The following is an 18,867-nucleotide window of genomic DNA, read 5'->3' as shown; positions in this document are numbered from 1 at the left end:
GCTATAGTGAGGCCTAGCCACGCTCAGGAGACGCCAATGCTTGCTCTGCACCAGCTTAGCAAAGCCTTTCACACGCCACAGGGCAAACTTCAGGTACTCGATGGCGTTAGCGTCACTCTCACTCCTGGCAGCAGCCTGGCATTGATGGGCGAATCCGGTAGCGGCAAATCGACCTTGCTGCATTTAGCCGCCGGATTGGATACCCCGGATACCGGTCAAGTCATCATCAACGACCAACCTCTCTCCCAGCTCAACGAAGCCGAGCGCGCCCGGGTGCGGCGACAGCAGTTAGGATTAGTCTTTCAGCAGTTTCATCTGGTGCCTAGCCTGAATGTGGCCGATAACCTACGCCTGCAAGCACGGCTGGCGGGCAGGGAGGACCCCGCGTGGAGCCACCATCTGATCGATCGATTAGGGCTAACCGGTAGGGAAGCGCACCTCCCCGAACAGCTCTCCGGCGGCCAGCAGCAGCGGCTGTCGATCGGACGGGCCCTCGCCGTTCGCCCAGCGTTACTGCTGGCGGATGAACCGACCGGAAATTTAGACGAGCAAACCGCCGATGGCGTCCTGACGTTGCTGCTCTCTCTGGTCAAAGAAACTCGCTGTGCGCTGCTCGTGGTGACGCACAGCGCCCGCGTTGCTGCTCCGCTGGACCGTACCTTACGCCTGCACCGAGGGCAGTTACAGGATCCCCATTCATGATCGGGCGCGCCCTCCTCACGCTACTCAGCCACTACACGCGCCACCCTGCGCAACTGGCGATGCTGCTGGTGGGGCTGTGGGTCGCCAGCGCCCTATGGAGCAGCGTTCAAGCGATTAACGCCACGGCAAAGGAGAGTTATGCCCGCGCTAACGCTCTCTTCAGCGCCGATACCGACCAGCTCGACCGCTTGGATGGTCAGCCGCTACGCATGGATGACTACCTGGCTCTGCGCCGGGCTGGGCTACCCGTCTCCCCACTGTTGGAAGCCACGATATCCCATGAAGGAGTATCGCTGACGCTGTTGGGTATCGACCCCCTCACGCTGCCCACGGGTGAAGGCAGCGGCTCGCTCATCGACTTCATCACACCCCCTTGGCGAACACAGCTCGCCCCGGATACGTTGCCCTCCCTCGGGCTGAATCGTGGTGATGGCCCTGGTACGAGGCCCACCCTTGGCGATTACACCCTGCCGCCGATTCAACTGCGCAGTGACTTGCCGCCCGATACGCTTGTGATGGATATTGGCGCCCTCTCTGCGCTCATGGGGGAACAGACGACGCTACGCTTGGTGACCGAACCCGATGCCATCGAGCGGCCGCCCAACGGCTATCGGATGACCGGGGCCGCCAGTGTGTCATCCCCCGAGCAGTTGACCGACAGTTTCCACCTCAATCTCACTGCACTGGCGTTTCTCTCGCTGGTCGTAGGCTTGTTCATCGTGCAGGCCGCCCTGGGCTTGGCCATGGAGCAGCGATTGTCGACCATGCGCACGCTTCGTGCCCTGGGCGTACCGGCCGCCAGCCTCACCCTGGCCATGTCGATAGAGCTATTGATATTGGGTGGCTTAGGGGCTGCCGCCGGCGTGGTCAGTGGGCTGTGGCTGGCGAGCAACCTCCTACCAGACGTTGCCAGCACGCTCAATTCGCTCTATCGCGCCGAGGTACAACACGCGCTGAGCTTACCGTGGCACTACTGGCTGGGGAGCGTTGCCATAACGTTAGGAGGGTTATTGCTGGCCGCGAGTGGCACGCTATGGCGCGCCGCAACTCTCGATGTCCTCGCGTTAGGGCATGCCCATGCCTGGCGCAGTGCCTATCAGCGCCAGCTACGTCGCATGCGAATCGCGGGCGGGGTAGCGGTGCTATCGACGCTTGGGTTGGCACTGTGGCTTAGCAGGCTCCCCACCGGCAGTGGTTTGATGCTGAGTTTCACGCTCGTCGCTGCGCTGCTGCTCACCTGTGCGCTCTGTTTACCCCCGTTGCTCGATGCCATCTTACGCGGTTTGCAGGCCGTCTTTCGCCGCGTGGCGCTGCTACAGTGGGCGGTGGCGGATATACAGCTACAGCTTCCTCGCCTATCGCTGGCGATGATGGCGCTGCTGATTGCCCTCGCAACGAATCTTGGCGTGAGCAGTATGGTCGGTGGCTTTCGGCTGACCTTCCTGGAGTGGCTGGACCAGCGGCTGAGTGCGCCACTCTACATCAACGCGGCCCCGGCTACTCTGGGGCCTCTCAACGACTGGCTACGCGACCAAGAGAGCGTGCTGGCGCTGTTACCCACCGCGAGAGGCAGTACCGAAGTAGTGAATGTTCGCAGAGCATCGGGTAGCCAGGACGTACCACCGGGCAGCATCCCGCTTTTCGGCATTCAGCCTGTACCGCGCCTGACCGAGCACTGGCCTCTCTCAGAGACCCAAAGCGGCAACACCACCGCGTGGCAGGCGCTCACACGCGACGGCGTGTTCATCAACGAGCAGATGGCGTTCGCACACGATCTCACCCCCGGCGACACCCTGACGCTCATTCGTCCACAGGGCAGCCAAGAAGCCACTATCGCCGCAATTTATCCCGACTACGGAAATCCCCAACCGCAGATCGTCATGACCGTCGACACGCTGACCCAACGCTATGGAGGCGAGTTGGCCACCGTGGGCGTCGCTTTGCGAGAAGGCGCCGACGTCGCCCTGTTTCGTCGTATGCTCATGGAGAGGTTCAACCTCTCCAGTGACGCGCTGGTCGATCAGCAAGAGGTCAAACAGGTAGCGACGACCATCTTCGAGCGCACGTTTAGCATCACGCGCGCCCTGAACGGTCTCACTCTGGGCGTGGCTGCCTTGGCTCTGCTGAGCACGCTGTTGGCCCAAGCCCAGCAGCGCCAACGCCACCTCGCCACGCTCTGGGCGCTGGGGGTGCCACGCAAAACGCTGGTCGCTCTTCCGCTGATCCAGCTCGGCGGACTCGCCTTGTTAACCGGGCTGCTTGCCCTGCCGCTAGGCATCGCGATTACCTGGCTGCTGGTCGCCGTCATCAACGTGGCAGCGTTTGGTTGGCGGTTACCGCTTCAGCTGTTTCCCAGCGAGATCGCCACCCTAATGATCACCGCCGTCGGTGTCGCCCTGTTGGCAGCCGCTCTGCCTTGCTGGCGGCTGTGGCGCAGCAGGCCAAGCGCCTTGCTGAGTGAGGGAAACACATGAAGCGATACGCGAAACGCGCCATGCTCGTCGGGTGGCTAGTCGGCATCTTAACGGGATGCAGCGACGAGCCCCGCACTACGCCATCGCAAGAGGGCTTCGCTGGGCTCGGGGCACAGGCGGAGGGCTACGCCCAGGCCAGCGCCGACGGCCCGCTAACCTTTCCAACCGATCACGGCCCCCATCCCGATTACCGCATCGAGTGGTGGTACCTCACTGCCAACCTGGAAGACAGTGCTGGCCAGCCGCTGGGGCTTCAATGGACGCTGTTTCGTCAAGCGCTCATGCCACCGGATGAACGCCCAGCACCCGCTCACTGGGCCAGCGACCAGGTATGGATGGCGCACTTAGGGCTCTCGCAAGGGGAAACTCACCTTGCGGCCGAGCGGTTTGCCCGTAGCCACAGCCAGCAGCCACCAGGGCAAGCGGGGGTCACGGCCTTCCCCTTTCATGCGTGGATCGACGATTGGGACCTTCAAAGCCCCGGTAGCGACAATTTCGAACGGTTCACCCTTCGCGCCTACAGTGGTGACGGCGAGGAGCGCTTTGGCTACAAGCTTTCTCTGACCGCAGACGGGCCACTGGTGTGGCACGGCGACAATGGTTTCAACGCAAAAACCGTTCAAGGCCAGGGATCGCGCTACTACTCACAGCCCTATTTACGTATCGAAGGAAGCGTCACGCTCCACGGCGAGCAAAAAGCCGTGACGGGAAGGGGCTGGCTAGACCGAGAGTGGAGCAGCCAACTGCTGACCGCCGAGCAGACCGGCTGGGACTGGTTTTCACTGCATTTGAACGACGGACGCAAGCTGATGGCGTATCGGCTGCGTGGCGGCGGTGAGAACGGCGGGGACTACCTGTTCACCCACCTCATGGACGCACGGGGCACGACCCAGCAACGAGGGACCAACGGCGTTGTCCTGACACCCCTTGAGACTCAACGCGTGGCACGGCGAGATATTCCAACCACGTGGCAGCTAACGCTGCCTGACGCGGGCTTGGACCTTACCATCGAGGCCCGCCACCCTAATCGCTGGATGCCCACCACCGTGCCCTACTGGGAAGGCGACGTGACGGTGCGAGACACCGCCACACAAGAGGCTCTGGGGGTGGGCTATCTCGAAATGACCGGCTACGAGGTAAACGACTGATCGTACTCCTCTAGGATGGGCTGCCACCCTTCGGGTGAATAGCGCTCCAAACCACTGTCCCCCAGCCGCGTCAGCCACAGCCAACGATGGTGAATCAAATCCGCTACCACTGGCTGACGCTCGATGATCGCCTCGATGCGCTCTCTGGGTGCGTCGATCACCACGGTCAAACGCAGCGGCTCGTGATGAAGCTTGTCGCCATCGCGAAGCGACTGCTCCGGTAACCCAATGCGGAGTTGAGGAGAGTTACCTTCAATGACACCCACATGGCCTCCCACGACCGAGTGCAGCAGCTTGTTGCCCGCGCCGTAAAGTCCTGGCACCACGGTGGATGCGTAATACTGCAGATTGATCCAGCTGGCGACCAGCATCGGCGCCATCATCAACCCTTCCAGCACGCTGCCTTCCGGATCTTGGTCAGGGTGGTACTCATGCAGGAAGACCCGGCCATCCAGCGCTTTGCCTTGCGTGCGCGACCTAGGGGCTAACACCAGCGCAGCGTTATTGACCAATCCCCATTCTGGCCGCGGCTGAGACCAGTCTGCACCGCGCATGGCCAAGGCCTTCAAACGATCGATCGCGCTCTCACTTTTGACGCCCAAATCAGATGCGCGCTCTAACCGAGTCGCCTCCCCAGCGCGCTGCGCGCCGTTCTCGAAAGCGGTCAACGCGCTTTCCAGCGCCTTGGGCATTTGATCATCCCGGTAAACATGCACCCGATCGGTCAGCGTGCAATGCGTTGCCGCCAGCGCAAAGAACGGGGTGGGTAGCGCGACGCCCGCCTGCTGCAACGATTGCTGAACGTCTCGGTCGTTCAATAGCGCAGCCGCGACCCGGGCGTTCATACCACCGCCCTGCCCGCCGCAGGCACCGCAGGTGAGCCCGGCATGGTGCGGATTATTGTCACTTTGTGAATCGTGACCCACCAGCACCAATAGCGACGCGCTCGGGTTGCCCAACAGCGTGAGCAGGTTCTTGGCCAACGCCACCTTTTCATGGCGGGCAATCGGCTCACCGTCGTAGGTGTGGAACAATCCGGCAGGCGCCTCGCATTGCGGCACCGATGCCGACTTACGCAGGCTGTCTTTGATCAACTTCCAGCCCCAGGCAATGCCAGTGGTCTCGACCAGTGTAAAGGTGGAGAGCGGCGCGTACTTGGCGTGGCGTACGCTTTGCCGCTGGCTCTCTTTTTGATAGCGCTGCACGCCCCGGGTTGTCGGATCTGGTGAGCCCACGCGATAGGTCGGTTTCAACAAACCGGGCACGCGGGGCTGAGCACGCTCTGGCCCCGTGGCCGCATCGGCTACCGGCATGGCGAAAAAGCCCGCCACACCCAGGGTGGCGACCGTAGGAGCAGCATGTTCTAAATGACGACGGAAGCGCTCGGAGCGAACGTCGATACAAAACGCAGCTTGAACGTCGGGTGTGGTGCTGTGCGTAGCACTTGGAGCTGCCAACGAAGCCGCCAATACCCGCTGATAGCCTAGCTCGTACGCGTGCTGCCAGCACCACAGCGCTTCATGCTGGGTAGGCGTGGACGCCTCATCGGCTTGCCATTGGGCAAGCCATTCACTCTGCTGAATACTGGTGAGTTGATTGACACCAAGCCACTCCCAGGCCAGCGCCATCGCTGTCAGTTGGTGAATACCGGCCGCCTCCTGCTGATGGGCGCTGTGCCAACCCATGCCCTGACACCAGGATGCCCAGCCATTCACCCTCAGCAAGAGCGTATGGGTCAACACTTCGAAGGCTTCCGGCGTAAGCGCCCAGTCCACCGCCACCTGCTCGATTACAGCCTTCGGCTCATCGGGCAGCGTTTGCATCGCTTGGCGCAGGGCCTTAGGCCAGCGTAGATCGTGCTGCGCCATACTTTTCCAGTAGTGATACAGCGACTCTCCAGCAGGCGCCGACCAGCGCTGCTGATGCTGATCGAAGTAGCTGGCGCAGCTCTCCGCGAGCGGATCGAACCCGGTATGGCCCTCCAGACGATCCCAGGCGCTATGCAGCGAAGCGGTCATTTTTGGGGGCGCTGTCAAATAACCGATCACGCTCTGCTCACTGTAGGCGTATCCACCCTGACGTAGCGCCTGATGCACATCTTGCCGCGTGATTCGCCCCGTTTCCCAGGCATGACGATAGAACTCGGCAGGCATGGTCATCGGCTGCCCGGCGCGACGGGTCAGTGCGTGGCTTACCCGCTCGATAGGCCGATGCTTCACTCCCCACCACGGGTTGACCGCAATCCACTGATCCAACGGCCATACCGGGGCGATGGCATCGGTCGCTCGTGTCACCGCATCATGGTAAGGCGCCGTTTGCCGGGCGGAAGACATCGCGGTTTCTGACACCGGTGACTGATTCATGACCACTCTCCTTTCAAACCAGGCGCCAAGGAGGCTGGGCGCGACCAGGGGCGAATGGGGGCCACCGCATCCACCGCGCGTTGGAACGGCAGCGCCAGATACAGGCCTTGGCTAAAGTGAACGCGCCAGCGCGCCACACAGCTTGCCTGAGGGAAGAGCGTTACGGCACCGGCAGCGAGCACGAGGCTTGCCAACATCAAGGTACCCAGCAAGGCCGCCGTGAGTGTCAGAGGCGCGTACGCACTCGGCAACGCAGGCGCCAACACGCTGTGCAGCAAGGCATACAGCGGTACCAGTGCCAGCGCCATGGCGAACAGCGCCACACGCTTGGGTTTAGCCGTGCCCACCGGCATTCCCAGCAGCGTACTGCCAACCGCCAAGCTCAATAGCGCGCCTAACAGTGGATTGTGGCTCACCAGTACCGGGAAGATGGCCAGCAGCACCGCGGCCAACGCTGCTGCGGGTAGCGCAAGGGAGAGGCGCTGACGCAGCGGGGCCAGTGGCAAGCGTTCGCAGCGTGCCGCGCGAACGGTACGGCCAGATGCCAGGAACGAGTGCGCTTTGTAGAGCGAGTGCGCCAACAAATGCGCCAGCGCCAGCGTATAAGCGCCTACGCCGATTTCAAACAGCATGAAGCCCATTTGCGCACAGGTAGACCACGCCAGAGCGTGTTTGACGGACGTTTGCGTGAGCATCGTCATCACCGCTACAAGTGCTGTAAAGCCGCCGACGGCAATCAACAGGTAGTGCCCCAACGTCAAGCCATCGAAGACCGGAAACAGGCGCAGCCACACGAAACCACCCAGGTTGATCACGCCAGCATGCAGCAGCGCAGACACCGGTGTGGGCGCTTCCATCACTTTAATCAGCCAGCCATGCATCGGCACCTGGGCACACTTGCACAGCGCCGCCACTGCCAGCGCCACCGAGGCGGCTTCCAATTGCCAGCCACCGCTTGCCACCGCCGCCGCTGCGAACAGTTCGGGGAGTTCGAACGTGCCAAAACGGGCATACAGCAGCGCCACTGCTGCGATCAAGGCGGCATCGCCAATGCGGCTTACGACGAATTTCTGCCACGCCGCCCGCTGGGCTTCGACACGCTCGGGGTAGAGCGTCAAAAGATGATGGAGTGCCACGCTCACGCCCACCCATGCAATCAGCATAACGACCAAGTGGTGGGTGAACACCAGCAGCATGACACTGGCGAGTACGACCAAGCACCAGGGTAAAAAGCGACGTTCACCACGGTCACCTTGCAAGTACCCTTCGGCAAAGCGCAGCAAGACGGTGCCTAATAAACTGATGAGCAGTGCCATCCACACGGCCAAACCATCGGGGTATAGCCCCAGCGGCTGAGCCGCTTCAGGCAGGCCAGTGGGCAAACCCAGCGCATCCAGCACCAGCAGGCCGCCTACGGCCAGGCTGGCCGTTAGCGCACTGACGGTGAGTACGCGGCCGACTTTCCACGCGCGCTGAAGCGATGCGGGCGAGCTGGCGCGAGCGCTGGCACCCGCCATTACCAGCAGCGATACCGGAATCAATAACCAGAGCGCCAGCAGTGACAGCACTGCGATCTCGATGACATGTGGCATAACCGTTCTCCCTTGGTCGTATGCCAAGGACTATGCCGTTCTCGCCACCATATAAAAAATAGTTTATATCTGATAAAACGTTCACTAAAACAGAACGAAGAGCCCAACCGCTACCGAGACGACGCTGCCATGAAGCTTAACTACCACCATCTTTACTACTTTTGGCAGGTGGCAAAATCGGGCCACCTGACCCGCACGGCCGAGGCGCTGCACGTGTCGCAGTCGTCGCTTTCGCAACAAATTCGTCAGTTGGAGGAGCGCCTGGGCCAGGCACTGTTCATCCGTGAGGGGCGTCAGCTGCATCTTTCTGAAGCGGGCAGGCTCGCGTTCGACTACGCAGAAGCCATTTTCACCCAAGGCGAGGAGCTTAGCGCACTGTTTGCCGAAGGTGGCCACGCCCACCGCGAGGTGGTGCGCGTAGGTGCCGTCGCCACGCTGTCGCGTAACTTTCAGGAGGGGTTCGTGCGGCCGCTGCTAGGCCGAGACGATCTAGATTTGATATTACAAAGCGGTGGGCTGGACGACCTGCTAAGACGCCTGTCAGCCCATAAGCTTGATGTCGTGCTCTCGAACCAGCCCGTTCGCGGAGACAGTGAGCATCCTTGGCGCTCACAGCGTTTGGCGCGCCAGCCGGTGAGCTTGATCGCAACACCGCACCTCACGCCACCGCCGGTATTTCCCAGCGCATTGAACGGGCACGCCTTCATTCTGCCCGGAGTGGAAAACGCCACGCGTCACGCTTTCGATCAGCTATGCGGCCACTACCGCCTCACGCCCAAGATCGCTGCCGAAGTGGACGACATGGCCATGATGCGTCTGCTGGCGCGGGATACCCAGCACATCGCCGTCATGCCGCCGGTCGTCGTGCGCGACGAGCTGCATAACGGTACGCTGAAAGATTACGGCGCACTGCCCGGCGTGTGGGAGGAGTTCTACGCCATTACCATTCAGCGTCGGTTCGAGTCGCCTAGCCTGAAAGCTCTGCTTACCCGCACGGGCGAGTCGTTGTTGGATTAGCAGCGATTATCGCTTTTAAACGAAGCCCTTGGGGCCCATCGTATACGTCGACTCTTGCTACCACGGGAATAAATGGAAATGAAAGTCTATCTCCGTCAGCGTGCGGCCCATTTCCTCGAGCTGCTGCGCTGTTTGGCAGTAGTCGAAGACATACCTTCGGCGGTCGATTCCAGTGTGATCTGATTGCCGATGCCTACAGCTTCAAAGGCACCGGTGACGATCTCTTTGGCCTTGTGCGGGAACTGGCGGCAGATTTTGCCGAACTCCGACACATGAAGCCGTTGCAGCGTGCCGCCACGGTAGGAGGTGCTGACGCGAATACTGGAGCCGTTATCAAAGAAATAGGCACCCGAGCCTGACTTATCACTAATCGCCTTGGGTATCTTGCTACCCAGCATTTTCAGCAGCGCGTGCCAGGCGTCGTCGATGTTCTCGTAGGCGAAGGTGATCTTGTTCCTGAATATGTCCTGCGCATCTTCGAGCTTGTGGCAGATACACCCCGCTGAGAACTTGTCTCGGAACAGGCAGTCATCCAGCGCGTCGATCATCTCGAACCTGGTAAAGCCCAACTGGCGAGCCTTCAGTATCAGGTCAAGACAGTGGCCGCTAAGGTATCGCTCCCGTTGGGCGGCGTTGGGCTTAAAGCGAACCTTCCTTCCCGACTTATCCTTGATCTTGTAGAGCGAGTTGAGCCGAAACCACTTGAGCGATAGCGCGGCCAGCAGATCGGCTTTATCGGTTAGCCTGCCCTTTGCATGGGCTCGCAGGTAGGCTTCTGCGCGCTTGACCTGACGTGCTCGCTCACTCGGCCCCAGATCACTTGGCGCGACCTCTGCCATTAGCTCTTCAAACGTAAGCGTTCATTCCACGACGTTCTGCCACCCTGCTGAAAATCGCCCTACAGTAACCTCACACTTTCCAACACGAGGTTACCCCCATGAGAAAGCACCGCACACCCGAACAGTGGCAGGCTCTGGTCAATCAGCAGCGTGACAGTGGTCTGTCAGCTTCGAAGTTCTGCAAACAAGAGAACATCGGCTACGCCAGTTTCTGTAACTGGCGCAAGCGCCTGTCCGATCAGGCGGCCGGTGACTCAGCGGATTCCGGCGAAGCCGGTTTTCTGGACCTGTCCTCTCTGATGGGTGCGGCGCAGTCCGGCCCAGGCTGGAACATTGTGCTGAGCCTGGGCAACGGCGTCGAACTGCGGCTGAGCCAGAACGGATGATCGGGCTCGATAGCCAGGCGCGCATCTGGCTGTGCACCGAGCCCACCGACATGCGCAAATCGTTCCGGGGCCTGAGCGCCCTGGTTCGGAATCAATTGAAGCACGACCCCCTCAGCGGTCAGTATTTTGTCTTCGTCAATCGCCGTAAGACCCAGATGAAGATGCTCTACTTTACCGCCACCGGTTACTGTCTGTGGGCCAAGCGCCTGGAGCAGGGCCAGTTCCGGGTGCCGTTATCCGCCTCCGGTCAGCGAACCCTGACCCTGACGGATTTGCAGCTGCTGATTGACGGCATTGAGGTGCAGAAATACCGCCAGTTCAAGCGTTTTCGAGGGGTATAGAAGACAGAGTTCCGGTATAATATCGGCCATGAATTCAACGGCTTCAGCTTCTTCTCCCGGTACACTTTCCTCCTCGGCTCTGGCCGAGGAGAATGCACTGTTGCGGGAGCAGTTGGAGGCCCAGGCGGAATCCATTCGGCAGTTGAAACACCAGTTAGACTGGTTCAAGAAGCAGCTGTTCGGCCCCAAATCCGAGAAGCAGGTGGTCGATCTGCCCGGGCAGGACAGCTTGTTCCAGCCAGAGGAGGCACCGCGACCGGAACAGCCTGCCGATGAAGAAAAACGCACTATTAAGGCTTACCAGCGCGGCACCGGCAAGAAGCAGCGGGACGACGATTGTCTGAACGACACTGGCCTGCGCTTTACTGCCGGGGTGCCGGTGGAAGTCATTGAACACCTGCCACCGGAGCTGACCGGTCCGGACGCCGACCAGTACGACATCATTGGCACTAAAACGACTTATCGCCTGGCCCAGCGCGCCTCCAGCTATGTGGTGCTCAAATGCGAACGCCCGGTGTTCCGTCGTAAGGGCACTGACTCAAAACCTGTGACGACGCCAGCCCCGTTCAACGTGCTGGACAACAGCCTGGCCGATGTCAGCCTGCTGGCCGGGTTGCTGGTGGACAAGTTCCAGTTCCACCTGCCGCTGTATCGCCAGCACCAGCGCATTCAACAAGCGGGTATTACCCTCAGCCGCAGCACCCTGACGAACCTGGTGAAGCGGGCCATCGACCTGCTTCGGCCCATTGTGGACGCCCAGACCGACAACGTGCTGCGCAGCCGGGTGCTGGCCATGGACGAAACACCCATCAAAGCGGGCCACCAGGGCCGGGCAGGCCCGCAGAAAGGCAAGATGAAAACAGGCTGGTTCTGGCCCCTATACGGTGATGACGACGAAGTGGTGTTTACCTACTCGAACAGTCGGGGCCGACTGCACATCGAGCAGGTTCTGAACGACCAATTCAGTGGCACTCTGATCAGCGATGGTTATGCCGCATATGCCCGCTATGCCGCGGCCCAGAAAGGTATTACTCATGCTCAATGCTGGGTGCATAGTCGCCGTTGCTTCGTTGAGGCCCAAAAGGATCATCCTGAGAAGGCCACCGAAGCCCTGCAACAGATCGCGAAGCTGTACCAGATTGAAGATACCATTAAGGAAAAGGAGCTCACCGGCGAGAAGAAGCGCCAATACCGGCTGGACCATGCGAAGCCGGTCGTCAGCGGCTTCTTCCAGTGGTGCCGGGATCAGTTGGCACAAGGCGGCCTCGTGCCCAGCGACCCGCTGACCAAGGCCCTGAACTACGTGCTCGGTCGCGAAGCGAGCCTGACCGTGTTCCTGGAAAACCCGGACGTGCAGCCAGACACCAACCACCTGGAACGGGCGCTACGCCCCATTCCAATGGGCAAGAAAAACTGGATGTTCTGCTGGACCGAACTGGGCGCGGAACACCTGGGCATCATCCAGAGCCTGATCAGCACCTGCAAGCTGCACGATATTAACCCCTACACTTACCTGGTGGACGTGCTGCAACGCGTCAGTCAGCATCCCGCCAGTGAAGTGGCGAACCTGACTCCGCGGCGCTGGAAAATCCGGTTCGCCGAGAATCCGCTACGGGCTCTGATCGATCCCCGTCATCCGGACCGACAAGCCACGCAACTCACACCGGTGGAGGTCGTCCATGCGCATTGAGGACATGAGCATCGACGAGTTGCTGGAACTGAACCAGTACATCTGCCAGCGCATTGATGAACTGCAAGAACAGGAAACCCTGCAAGCCTTGAGTCGGTTGCGGGTTGGTCTGAAAGTGACCTTCGAAGGCCGAGAAGGACCGGTGTTGGGGATCGTCACCAAGATCAACCGCAAGAGTGTGATCGTGCTGGGCGAGGAAGGCAGGAAACAGTACAAGGTCTCGCCGGAGTTACTTAGGCCTCTGCGTGACGTGAAGTAGGTCAACTACGTCGTAGGATGAACGCTTACCTTCAAACGACTTAACGCCTTCGTCCTTGTCGCTGGCGTCCAGACCATAGTTCTGGCGCTCAAGCTTGATAACGCGGTCGAGGGCTTGGGTACCATGTCCCAGGCATTTACCGACGTATTCCAACGGCACGTCGATTTCAGCAGTCCCGCCCTGGGTAGCTCGACAGCGATCTTGCCTTCGGCTAGCTGGCTCTCCAGCAGCACGGCAAAACGCTCGGTAATGCCCCGCCAGCGCTCAAGGGTTTTGCGGTGACCCTTCACGACTGCGGCATTCTCATTCGCGGCCTGCTCGACTACCTCGTCATCAAGTGTTGCTTGCGCTTCTGGGGGCAGCGATGCACGGGCAATTTTCTGCTGTGTGCGCTCACGGACGCGATCAGTTAGGTCTTTCTCCCAACCGTACTTCCGAGCACGTCGGGAAATGTTGGAGCGGTTCACGCCGTGCCGTGCTTCGAGCTGAGCCAGTGAGAAACGGCCGGTTCTGTATTCTCGCTCGATCAGCTCCCAGTCGTTTCTTTTAGCCATAGAAAAACGCCGCCATTGCTGGCAGCGCTCCTTTGTTATTTAATTAACATTTAAAATCAAATATTGACAGGGATTGAGATGGAAAGTATTACCCCCACTGATTTTGTCACAGCCTTAGCTGCCGTAGCTGCAACCATATTTACTGCATCTGGCGTAATCTTTAATCACAACCTGAATAAAAAGAAACTTCATATAGAAAAAAAATCTAGGCTCCTCGATTTCGCTAGAAGCATGAATAATCAATACCCTCAAAACAAAGCCGATGAAAGCCTGTTACAAAACATGATCTATGATTTCTGTAATGGCAGAATCACTTGTATGAAAGTTTTTATTTTATGCCTAAATAGACCAGATGCTGATATTGCATTAGAGAGCTTTCACACTTCAGGGCATCTCTTTTTCTTTTGCACCCAAACTAAATGCGTCGTTAGAAAATCCGGACGAAAAGCTTACGACATAATTAAAGCGTTTTTCATATTTCTATATTACGCATTAATGACTGCAACTATAATACTCATTATTCAATATTTTTTGAATAGCGTAAAATCAAACACTGCCACAGTGAACTACTTGTATTTGATAACAATCAGTTTTTTATCAGTAATTTTTGCCCATTCTTTTTATACGCTTGGTATAGGTGGTAAACGATTCCGTGCAATTAGAAAGCTATCAAATATATTAGTAATTAAAGATTCGGATTTACCTCGTTAAACGTAGAAATAAGAGAAGGCTCAATTCCTACACTCCTAGTGTACGGATCGAAAATATCAAAGGGGGCCGGACGCTTCACAGCGTGCGGCGTGAGTGGCGGTGCCTCACGGCATGGCCTAGTGGCGGCGCTTCACAGCGCGACCGGTGCAACGCTTCACAGCGTGGCGTGTCGCCTCACGGCGAGATAGAATCAGCGCCTTTTGCGATGCCAGTACGCTGACAGTAAAAACGTGATGATAATCCAGCGCAGCCGGAGCCACGCCTCAATGCGCCTACTTGGTGTCAGCTTCACTGTAGAGGCCTGGCTGCGCCTTGCCTTGGTGCCATGAGCTAATGCCTTTCTCGACCGTGCGGCCTGTGACGTAGCCGCCCACGCCGATGGTCATCAAGTCCCACAGCCGCTCGGGCAGGTCTAGTTGCAGCCCTACGCCAAAGATGGCCCCAAGGTAAGGTGCAAGCAGGTAGTTGTTCGCAATCACAGCGACAATCACGATCATAAACAGCGGGCGCCAGTTACGCTGCAGCCAGCTCTCGCCCTGCGCCTCGGCCAAGATGATTTGCATCTGAGCCTTGAGCAGTGAGTCTTGCGACTCAATGAGCTGCGACTGAATCTCAGACTTGAGCCGGTTGGCTTCGTCTTTATCGGTGACCGCCTTGTCGATCACGCCAAACAGCGGGCCAGTGATAGGGTAATCCCCCCATTTTTAGCGGGGTTCAAAAGTAGACCTCAGGCCATCATAGCCAACTTCTGTTGAGGGGTAATCCCTCCGAGTCCCATATTGGGTCGTTCGTGATTGTAGTGCCAGAGCCAACGAGTGGCATAATCCTGGACTTCTTCGGTGCTGTCGAATAGATATTGTGCCAGCCAATCGTAACGCACCGTTCGGTTGTAGCGTTCGATATAGGCATTTTGCTGGGGTTTGCCGGGCTGGATAAACGCCAAAGCAATGCCTTGGTTCTCCGCCCAGGTCGCCAGCTTGCCACTGATGTACTCTGGGCCGTTGTCACAGCGAATAGAACGAGGCTTGCCCCGCCATTCGATGATCTGCTCCAGTGATCGGATAACACGCTCTGCCGGAAGCGAGAAGTCCACTTCAATGCCAAGGCCTTCGCGGTTAAAGTCATCGATCACATTCAGCAGCCGGTAACTGCGTCCGTCGTTGAGCTGGTCGTGCATGAAGTCCATCGACCAGCTGTCGTTGATCGTGTCCGGCACAGCCAAAGGCTCCGGCTTTTCACGAACCAGGCGCTTCTTGGGCTTGATGCGCAGATTCAGTTCCAGCTCCCGGTAAATCCGGTACACCCGCTTGTGATTCCAGGCAAAGCCTTTCACATTGCGCAAATGCAGGAAACACAGACCAAAGCCCCAGTTCCGCTGATTATGGGTCAATCGAATCAGCCAGTCGGCAATCTCGGCATTCTCGCTGCTGAGCTTGGCCTGGTAGCGATAGCAGGTCTCGCTGATGCTGAACATCCAACACGCCAGGCGAATGCTGACACGCTTCTCAGTGACGGCCTTCTGCGCCATCTCACGGCGACGAGACGGCTTCACCACTTTTTTTCGATGGCTTCCTTGAGGATGTCAGCCTTCAGCCGTTCTTCGGCATACATCTTCTTGAGCCGGCGGTTTTCATCCTCCAGCTCTTTCAAACGGGCCATCATCGATGCGTCCATTCCGCCGAACTTCGCGCGCCATTTGTAAAAGCTGGCGCTGCTCATGCCGTGCTCACGGCACAGCTCCGGAACCGGGGCGCCGTTCTCGGCTTGCTTCAGGATCGACAGAATCTGGCTGTCGGAAAAACGTGACTTCTTCATGCAGAATCTCCCTGCGTGTAGCTTACGGAAAATTCTACTTTCGATCACCGCTGTTTTTCGGGGGGATTACCATAGCACCTAATGCTTTGTTGATGAGGTTCACAGCCCACCCTCCAGCGCCGATACACGGCTGTTAAGGTTGTCGATGCGGGTTTCGATCTGGTCTAGCTCGCGGCGGGCGTCGGTGGCTCGGTAGTAGGTGTCGCCCCACTCCCGTAGCTCTTGGCGCAGCTCATTGAGCATTAGCCCCTGAGTCGTTAGCCGCTCTTCGAGCACTACCGACTGCTGGCCCAGCTTCACCAGCTCGGTACCGGCCCAAATAATCAGTGCCACCAGCAGCACTTGGATTCCTGTCTGCATATGCCGCTCGAATACGGAAGGTTTCACGTCGCGCTCCTCGGTCATCAGGCCACCTCCGCCGCGATCTCGCTGTATAGCGTCGCGACCAAGCGGTCTGCCTGGTCGCTTTCGACTTCACTGCGAAGATTGACGATGCGCTTGAACCAACCATAAGCGAAGTCCTCTTGCCGCTCGTCCCGCTCGGCGAGGCCACGGCAGAAGGCAATACGGACGCCATTGATAGACTCAGCCAGCACATAAAGTCCTGAACCGCCCCGCGCCTTGCGAAAAGCGTCGAGCGCATCCAGCGTGGCGGGACCAACGGCACCGTCCTCTTTGAGGTCGGAAAACAGCTTGCCGCGATTGTTCAGCACATTGAGCGTGCGCTGCAGCTCTTTGGCTGATCGGCCGGGGCCGGAGTGAACACCAAAATCGAAAAGATACTCGGCCAGCGTGGCGCTGATCGGCGCGATGCGGTCCAGGCGAATGCTCGTCCAGTAACGGGCTTCGTAAATCTTCACGGCCAACGACTTGGGCAGCTTTCGCATATCGCCCTGGTAGCCGTTCTCACGCGCTACTGCGACGGTGATGCCGTAATTGGTAGGGCCGCCACGATCAGACGAGTGATTGACGTAGCCGCCCTCTCGATTCATGACCGAGGCGACCAGTCGTTGCTTGAGGGAGGTTGTCATAGTGGGTACCTGCTGTCTCACGACAGTAGAAAGTGAAAAGCCCCACCGGATGGCAGGGCTCTAATGAATAATATTTGCTCAATATGTTTTTGCTTTGTTTTCTAAGTGCTTTTTGATTTCACTGCAAAGCTCCGCTATAGCAATGGCAAGCTCGGATGATATGCCCCGCCAGCCTTCGCCAGCATCTTCGCTGCCTTCCCCTCGCCTATCGTTTAAATAGTTGAATAGATCACGAGAAATCATGGCTCTAGCTAAAAGCATTTGTGCTTTACTTTTCATTTGGGGAGAATGCAACTTTATAAGTGTATGCACTTTGGCTGCCGTCTTTACAACTCCCTCTGGATCAGATGTCCCGACCACTGCCTGAGCCTCCACAAGGCCATGATTCTTGGGAATTCTCCTAATCTGATCGAGTTTTTCCCAATATACGCTCTCTATTTCATAAATTAGAGTCAAGCACTCCTCAAGCTTACCTTGGTTCACGATACTAAGGTTTGCTTTTACAGCACTTTTGTAAGCCACCCTGCCACCGATTAAAGCGCCACCGAAGCTTCCCAAAAGCGTGGCACCAGCTGCTACCCATACAGGCCATCATTCAGTGGGCGGCATAGACTGTACCACCACTTGAACAGGCTGGCTTAGATACTCTGGCAGCAACTTCGGCACTCGCAGGGCCTCATAACAAAACGCCCCGGCTCAAAGTCAGGGCGCAAAATCGGATAGTGGTAATATTATGGTGGGTTCGTGCCCACTGGTCAACCCACTAGCTTTGCTATTCAAGTTCTCGTGTTTCAACCCTACCTTGCTTTGTTTTCTTTTTTGCTGCTTTCGCTTCCTCAGCTTGTCTCTTAACTTTCCAGTTCTCACTCAGCGCCAGAAATTGCTCGAATGCTTTGGGCTGATTCCCTGAATTCAAACATTAAGCGCAGCACCCGCGGTTTCCAGCGCTCCTGAATACTCTCCCAGGAACACTTGTGCCGGTGTCCGATACCCCAAGCGTTTTCTGGGGCGATTATTCAGCTTGGCAACGACTCGCCTCAGTGCTGAGTCGCTCACCTTTCGGAAGTCCGTCCCTTTCGGGAAATATTGGCGAATCAGTCCGTTGGTGTTTTCATTGGTGCCACGCTGGCATGAGCGGTACGGGTCGCAAAAATAGGTCTTGGCCGAGACGGCCTTGGCAACCTGTCGGTGCTCGGCGAATTCCGAACCGTTATCCAAGGTGATGGTCTGCACTGCACCTCGGCGTGGTTTTAATAACCGGGTCATCGCTTTGGCCGTTCCTGTGGCCGTGATTGTCGGCAGGCGCGCTGCCAAGAGGTATCCGCTGCGTCTCTCGACCAGGGTCACCAGGCCGGATTCTTTGTGGCCCTTGAGCACCGTATCGCCTTCCCAATGGCCGATATGGCGCCTTTCTTCCACTTCGGCGGGACGTTGTTCAATACCTACCCGGTGTGGAATTTTGCCCAATCCCGCATGCTTGGCCAATCGGCGCTGATAGCGCCGCTGGTGTGGTAAGCGGAGTCGCTTCCATAATTCGCCGCCGTGTTTCTTGTCGTCCCAGATTAACGCATAGATCCACTGATGGCTTACGCAAACGCCGTTGGCATTCGCCATGAAGCCACTAATTTGCTGGGGGCTCCATTCGTCCATCAGTTGATCAGTGACCCATCGAATTAGGCTGGGCAGTCGCTTCGTCACTTTCCAGGCGCTGCGTCGACGCTGATCACTTCTCAATTGAGCCTGCTCAGGCGCATAGCCAGCAGTAAGCCCATTGCGCTTTATCTCCCGGCTAATGGTGCTGCTGTGAACCCCAATAGCCTTGGCTATCTGTCGCTGGCTGATGCCAGTCTCGAGGTAAGCGAAAATTTGGTATCGTTGGGCCTGGGTCAGTTGTCGGTATCCCATTCTCTGCTTCACTTTGGTCGGTAAAGTCGAGAGGGTACCG

The 18,867-nt window shown here is 58.2% G+C and carries 19 protein-coding genes; 9 read left to right on the top strand and 10 right to left on the bottom strand.

Annotated elements, in window-relative coordinates:
- Positions 1-36 precede the first annotated feature (36 nt).
- The 3 genes from AB6K10_RS12385 to AB6K10_RS12375 are packed head-to-tail and all read left to right on the top strand — an operon-like array spanning position 37 to position 4,324.
- The gene (locus AB6K10_RS12385; protein WP_339118857.1) at positions 37-702 is read left to right on the top strand and encodes an ABC transporter ATP-binding protein; all 666 of its coding nucleotides are present in this window, start codon (positions 37-39) and stop codon (positions 700-702) included.
- Entirely contained in the window at positions 699-3,176 is a 2,478-nt protein-coding gene (locus tag AB6K10_RS12380) for an ABC transporter permease (protein WP_339118856.1), read from the top strand. Before AB6K10_RS12385 ends, AB6K10_RS12380 begins: the two co-directional genes overlap by 4 nt.
- Positions 3,173-4,324: a lipocalin-like domain-containing protein gene (locus AB6K10_RS12375; RefSeq protein ID WP_339118855.1), complete on the top strand. Its 1,152-nt coding sequence runs from the start codon at positions 3,173-3,175 to the stop codon at positions 4,322-4,324. The genes AB6K10_RS12380 and AB6K10_RS12375 overlap by 4 nt, the downstream gene beginning before the upstream one ends.
- On the opposite strand, the gene AB6K10_RS12370 is transcribed toward AB6K10_RS12375, so the two are convergent.
- Both AB6K10_RS12370 and AB6K10_RS12365 read right to left on the bottom strand, forming a co-directional pair.
- Entirely contained in the window at positions 4,306-6,687 is a 2,382-nt protein-coding gene (locus AB6K10_RS12370) for a putative inorganic carbon transporter subunit DabA (protein WP_339118854.1), read from the bottom strand. The two genes, AB6K10_RS12375 and AB6K10_RS12370, sit on opposite strands and share 19 nt — an antisense overlap.
- Positions 6,684-8,279, bottom strand: coding sequence for an NADH-quinone oxidoreductase subunit L (locus AB6K10_RS12365; protein ID WP_339118853.1), 1,596 nt, complete (start codon positions 8,277-8,279; stop codon positions 6,684-6,686). The genes AB6K10_RS12370 and AB6K10_RS12365 overlap by 4 nt, the downstream gene beginning before the upstream one ends.
- A gap of 129 nt (positions 8,280-8,408) precedes the next feature.
- Here AB6K10_RS12365 and AB6K10_RS12360 point away from each other — a divergent pair, with 129 nt between their 5' ends.
- Entirely contained in the window at positions 8,409-9,296 is an 888-nt protein-coding gene (locus AB6K10_RS12360; protein WP_159342153.1) for a LysR family transcriptional regulator, read from the top strand.
- Between the two features lie 95 nt (positions 9,297-9,391).
- Here AB6K10_RS12360 and AB6K10_RS12355 read toward each other — a convergent pair whose 3' ends face one another.
- Positions 9,392-10,135 carry a hypothetical protein gene (locus AB6K10_RS12355; RefSeq protein ID WP_305947480.1) on the bottom strand — a complete coding sequence of 248 codons (744 nt, stop codon included), beginning with the start codon at positions 10,133-10,135 and terminating at the stop codon, positions 9,392-9,394.
- A gap of 98 nt (positions 10,136-10,233) precedes the next feature.
- On the opposite strand from AB6K10_RS12355, the gene AB6K10_RS12350 reads away from it, so the two are divergent.
- Genes AB6K10_RS12350 through AB6K10_RS12335 form a run of 4 tightly spaced genes read left to right on the top strand, consistent with a single transcriptional unit; the run spans position 10,234 to position 12,811 of the window.
- Positions 10,234-10,521, top strand: a complete 288-nt coding sequence (locus tag AB6K10_RS12350) for a hypothetical protein (protein ID WP_016915086.1) — start codon at positions 10,234-10,236, stop codon at positions 10,519-10,521.
- Positions 10,518-10,862, top strand: coding sequence for an IS66 family insertion sequence element accessory protein TnpB (tnpB, locus tag AB6K10_RS12345; RefSeq protein WP_044630870.1), 345 nt, complete (start codon positions 10,518-10,520; stop codon positions 10,860-10,862). The genes AB6K10_RS12350 and tnpB overlap by 4 nt, the downstream gene beginning before the upstream one ends.
- Before the next feature lie 28 nt (positions 10,863-10,890).
- Positions 10,891-12,552, top strand: a complete 1,662-nt coding sequence (locus tag AB6K10_RS12340; protein ID WP_339118472.1) for an IS66 family transposase — start codon at positions 10,891-10,893, stop codon at positions 12,550-12,552.
- Complete coding sequence (locus AB6K10_RS12335) at positions 12,542-12,811, top strand: hypothetical protein (protein WP_062375866.1); 270 nt, start codon at positions 12,542-12,544, stop codon at positions 12,809-12,811. Before AB6K10_RS12340 ends, AB6K10_RS12335 begins: the two co-directional genes overlap by 11 nt.
- A gap of 5 nt (positions 12,812-12,816) precedes the next feature.
- Here AB6K10_RS12335 and AB6K10_RS12330 read toward each other — a convergent pair whose 3' ends face one another.
- Complete coding sequence (locus tag AB6K10_RS12330) at positions 12,817-13,365, bottom strand: hypothetical protein (protein WP_339118852.1); 549 nt, start codon at positions 13,363-13,365, stop codon at positions 12,817-12,819.
- Between the two features lie 78 nt (positions 13,366-13,443).
- Between AB6K10_RS12330 and AB6K10_RS12325 the strand changes: the two genes are divergently transcribed.
- Complete coding sequence (locus AB6K10_RS12325; protein ID WP_339118851.1) at positions 13,444-14,076, top strand: hypothetical protein; 633 nt, start codon at positions 13,444-13,446, stop codon at positions 14,074-14,076.
- A 272-nt stretch (positions 14,077-14,348) separates the two neighbouring features.
- Here the strand turns inward: AB6K10_RS12325 and AB6K10_RS12320 are convergent, their stop codons facing one another.
- From AB6K10_RS12320 to AB6K10_RS12295, 6 genes are all read right to left on the bottom strand, one after another.
- Entirely contained in the window at positions 14,349-14,741 is a 393-nt protein-coding gene (locus AB6K10_RS12320; protein ID WP_339118850.1) for a 3TM-type holin, read from the bottom strand.
- Between the two features lie 62 nt (positions 14,742-14,803).
- Positions 14,804-15,891 (bottom strand): IS3 family transposase gene (locus tag AB6K10_RS12315; RefSeq protein ID WP_305948193.1). Its coding sequence is split into 2 segments (ribosomal slippage): positions 14,804-15,639 and positions 15,639-15,891, totalling 1,089 coding nucleotides; the frame shifts between segments, so codons are not numbered across the junction.
- A 99-nt stretch (positions 15,892-15,990) separates the two neighbouring features.
- Complete coding sequence (locus AB6K10_RS12310; RefSeq protein ID WP_305947476.1) at positions 15,991-16,278, bottom strand: hypothetical protein; 288 nt, start codon at positions 16,276-16,278, stop codon at positions 15,991-15,993.
- Positions 16,279-16,295: 17 nt separating this feature from the next.
- Positions 16,296-16,922 (bottom strand): glycosyl hydrolase 108 family protein, encoded by a 627-nt coding sequence (locus tag AB6K10_RS12305; RefSeq protein WP_339118849.1) that lies wholly within the window; start codon positions 16,920-16,922, stop codon positions 16,296-16,298.
- Positions 16,923-17,000: 78 nt separating this feature from the next.
- Entirely contained in the window at positions 17,001-17,444 is a 444-nt protein-coding gene (locus AB6K10_RS12300; protein ID WP_339118848.1) for a hypothetical protein, read from the bottom strand.
- A 390-nt stretch (positions 17,445-17,834) separates the two neighbouring features.
- Complete coding sequence (locus tag AB6K10_RS12295) at positions 17,835-18,827, bottom strand: IS30 family transposase (RefSeq protein WP_339117985.1); 993 nt, start codon at positions 18,825-18,827, stop codon at positions 17,835-17,837.
- Positions 18,828-18,867 lie beyond the last annotated feature (40 nt).

Origin of the sequence: Halomonas sp. BMC6, assembly GCF_964204995.1 — a bacterium.
In the GTDB taxonomy this organism is placed as follows: Bacteria; Pseudomonadota; Gammaproteobacteria; order Pseudomonadales; family Halomonadaceae; genus Vreelandella.
This window is presented reverse-complemented; position numbering and strand designations above follow the sequence as displayed.

Bases quoted from the DNA above. Each gene is read 5' to 3' on its own strand.
- AB6K10_RS12295 (WP_339117985.1), bottom strand. From the start codon at position 18,827: ATGGGATACCGACAACTGACCCAGGCCCAACGATACCAAATTTTCGCT.
- tnpB (WP_044630870.1), top strand. From the start codon at position 10,518: ATGATCGGGCTCGATAGCCAGGCGCGCATCTGGCTGTGCACCGAGCCC.
- AB6K10_RS12330 (WP_339118852.1), bottom strand. From the start codon at position 13,365: ATGGCTAAAAGAAACGACTGGGAGCTGATCGAGCGAGAATACAGAACC.
- AB6K10_RS12340 (WP_339118472.1), top strand. From the start codon at position 10,891: ATGAATTCAACGGCTTCAGCTTCTTCTCCCGGTACACTTTCCTCCTCG.
- AB6K10_RS12370 (WP_339118854.1), bottom strand. From the start codon at position 6,687: ATGAATCAGTCACCGGTGTCAGAAACCGCGATGTCTTCCGCCCGGCAA.
- AB6K10_RS12335 (WP_062375866.1), top strand. From the start codon at position 12,542: ATGCGCATTGAGGACATGAGCATCGACGAGTTGCTGGAACTGAACCAG.
- AB6K10_RS12305 (WP_339118849.1), bottom strand. From the start codon at position 16,922: ATGACAACCTCCCTCAAGCAACGACTGGTCGCCTCGGTCATGAATCGA.
- AB6K10_RS12360 (WP_159342153.1), top strand. From the start codon at position 8,409: ATGAAGCTTAACTACCACCATCTTTACTACTTTTGGCAGGTGGCAAAA.
- AB6K10_RS12385 (WP_339118857.1), top strand. From the start codon at position 37: ATGCTTGCTCTGCACCAGCTTAGCAAAGCCTTTCACACGCCACAGGGC.
- AB6K10_RS12365 (WP_339118853.1), bottom strand. From the start codon at position 8,279: ATGCCACATGTCATCGAGATCGCAGTGCTGTCACTGCTGGCGCTCTGG.
- AB6K10_RS12355 (WP_305947480.1), bottom strand. From the start codon at position 10,135: ATGGCAGAGGTCGCGCCAAGTGATCTGGGGCCGAGTGAGCGAGCACGT.
- AB6K10_RS12325 (WP_339118851.1), top strand. From the start codon at position 13,444: ATGGAAAGTATTACCCCCACTGATTTTGTCACAGCCTTAGCTGCCGTA.
- AB6K10_RS12380 (WP_339118856.1), top strand. From the start codon at position 699: ATGATCGGGCGCGCCCTCCTCACGCTACTCAGCCACTACACGCGCCAC.
- AB6K10_RS12375 (WP_339118855.1), top strand. From the start codon at position 3,173: ATGAAGCGATACGCGAAACGCGCCATGCTCGTCGGGTGGCTAGTCGGC.
- AB6K10_RS12350 (WP_016915086.1), top strand. From the start codon at position 10,234: ATGAGAAAGCACCGCACACCCGAACAGTGGCAGGCTCTGGTCAATCAG.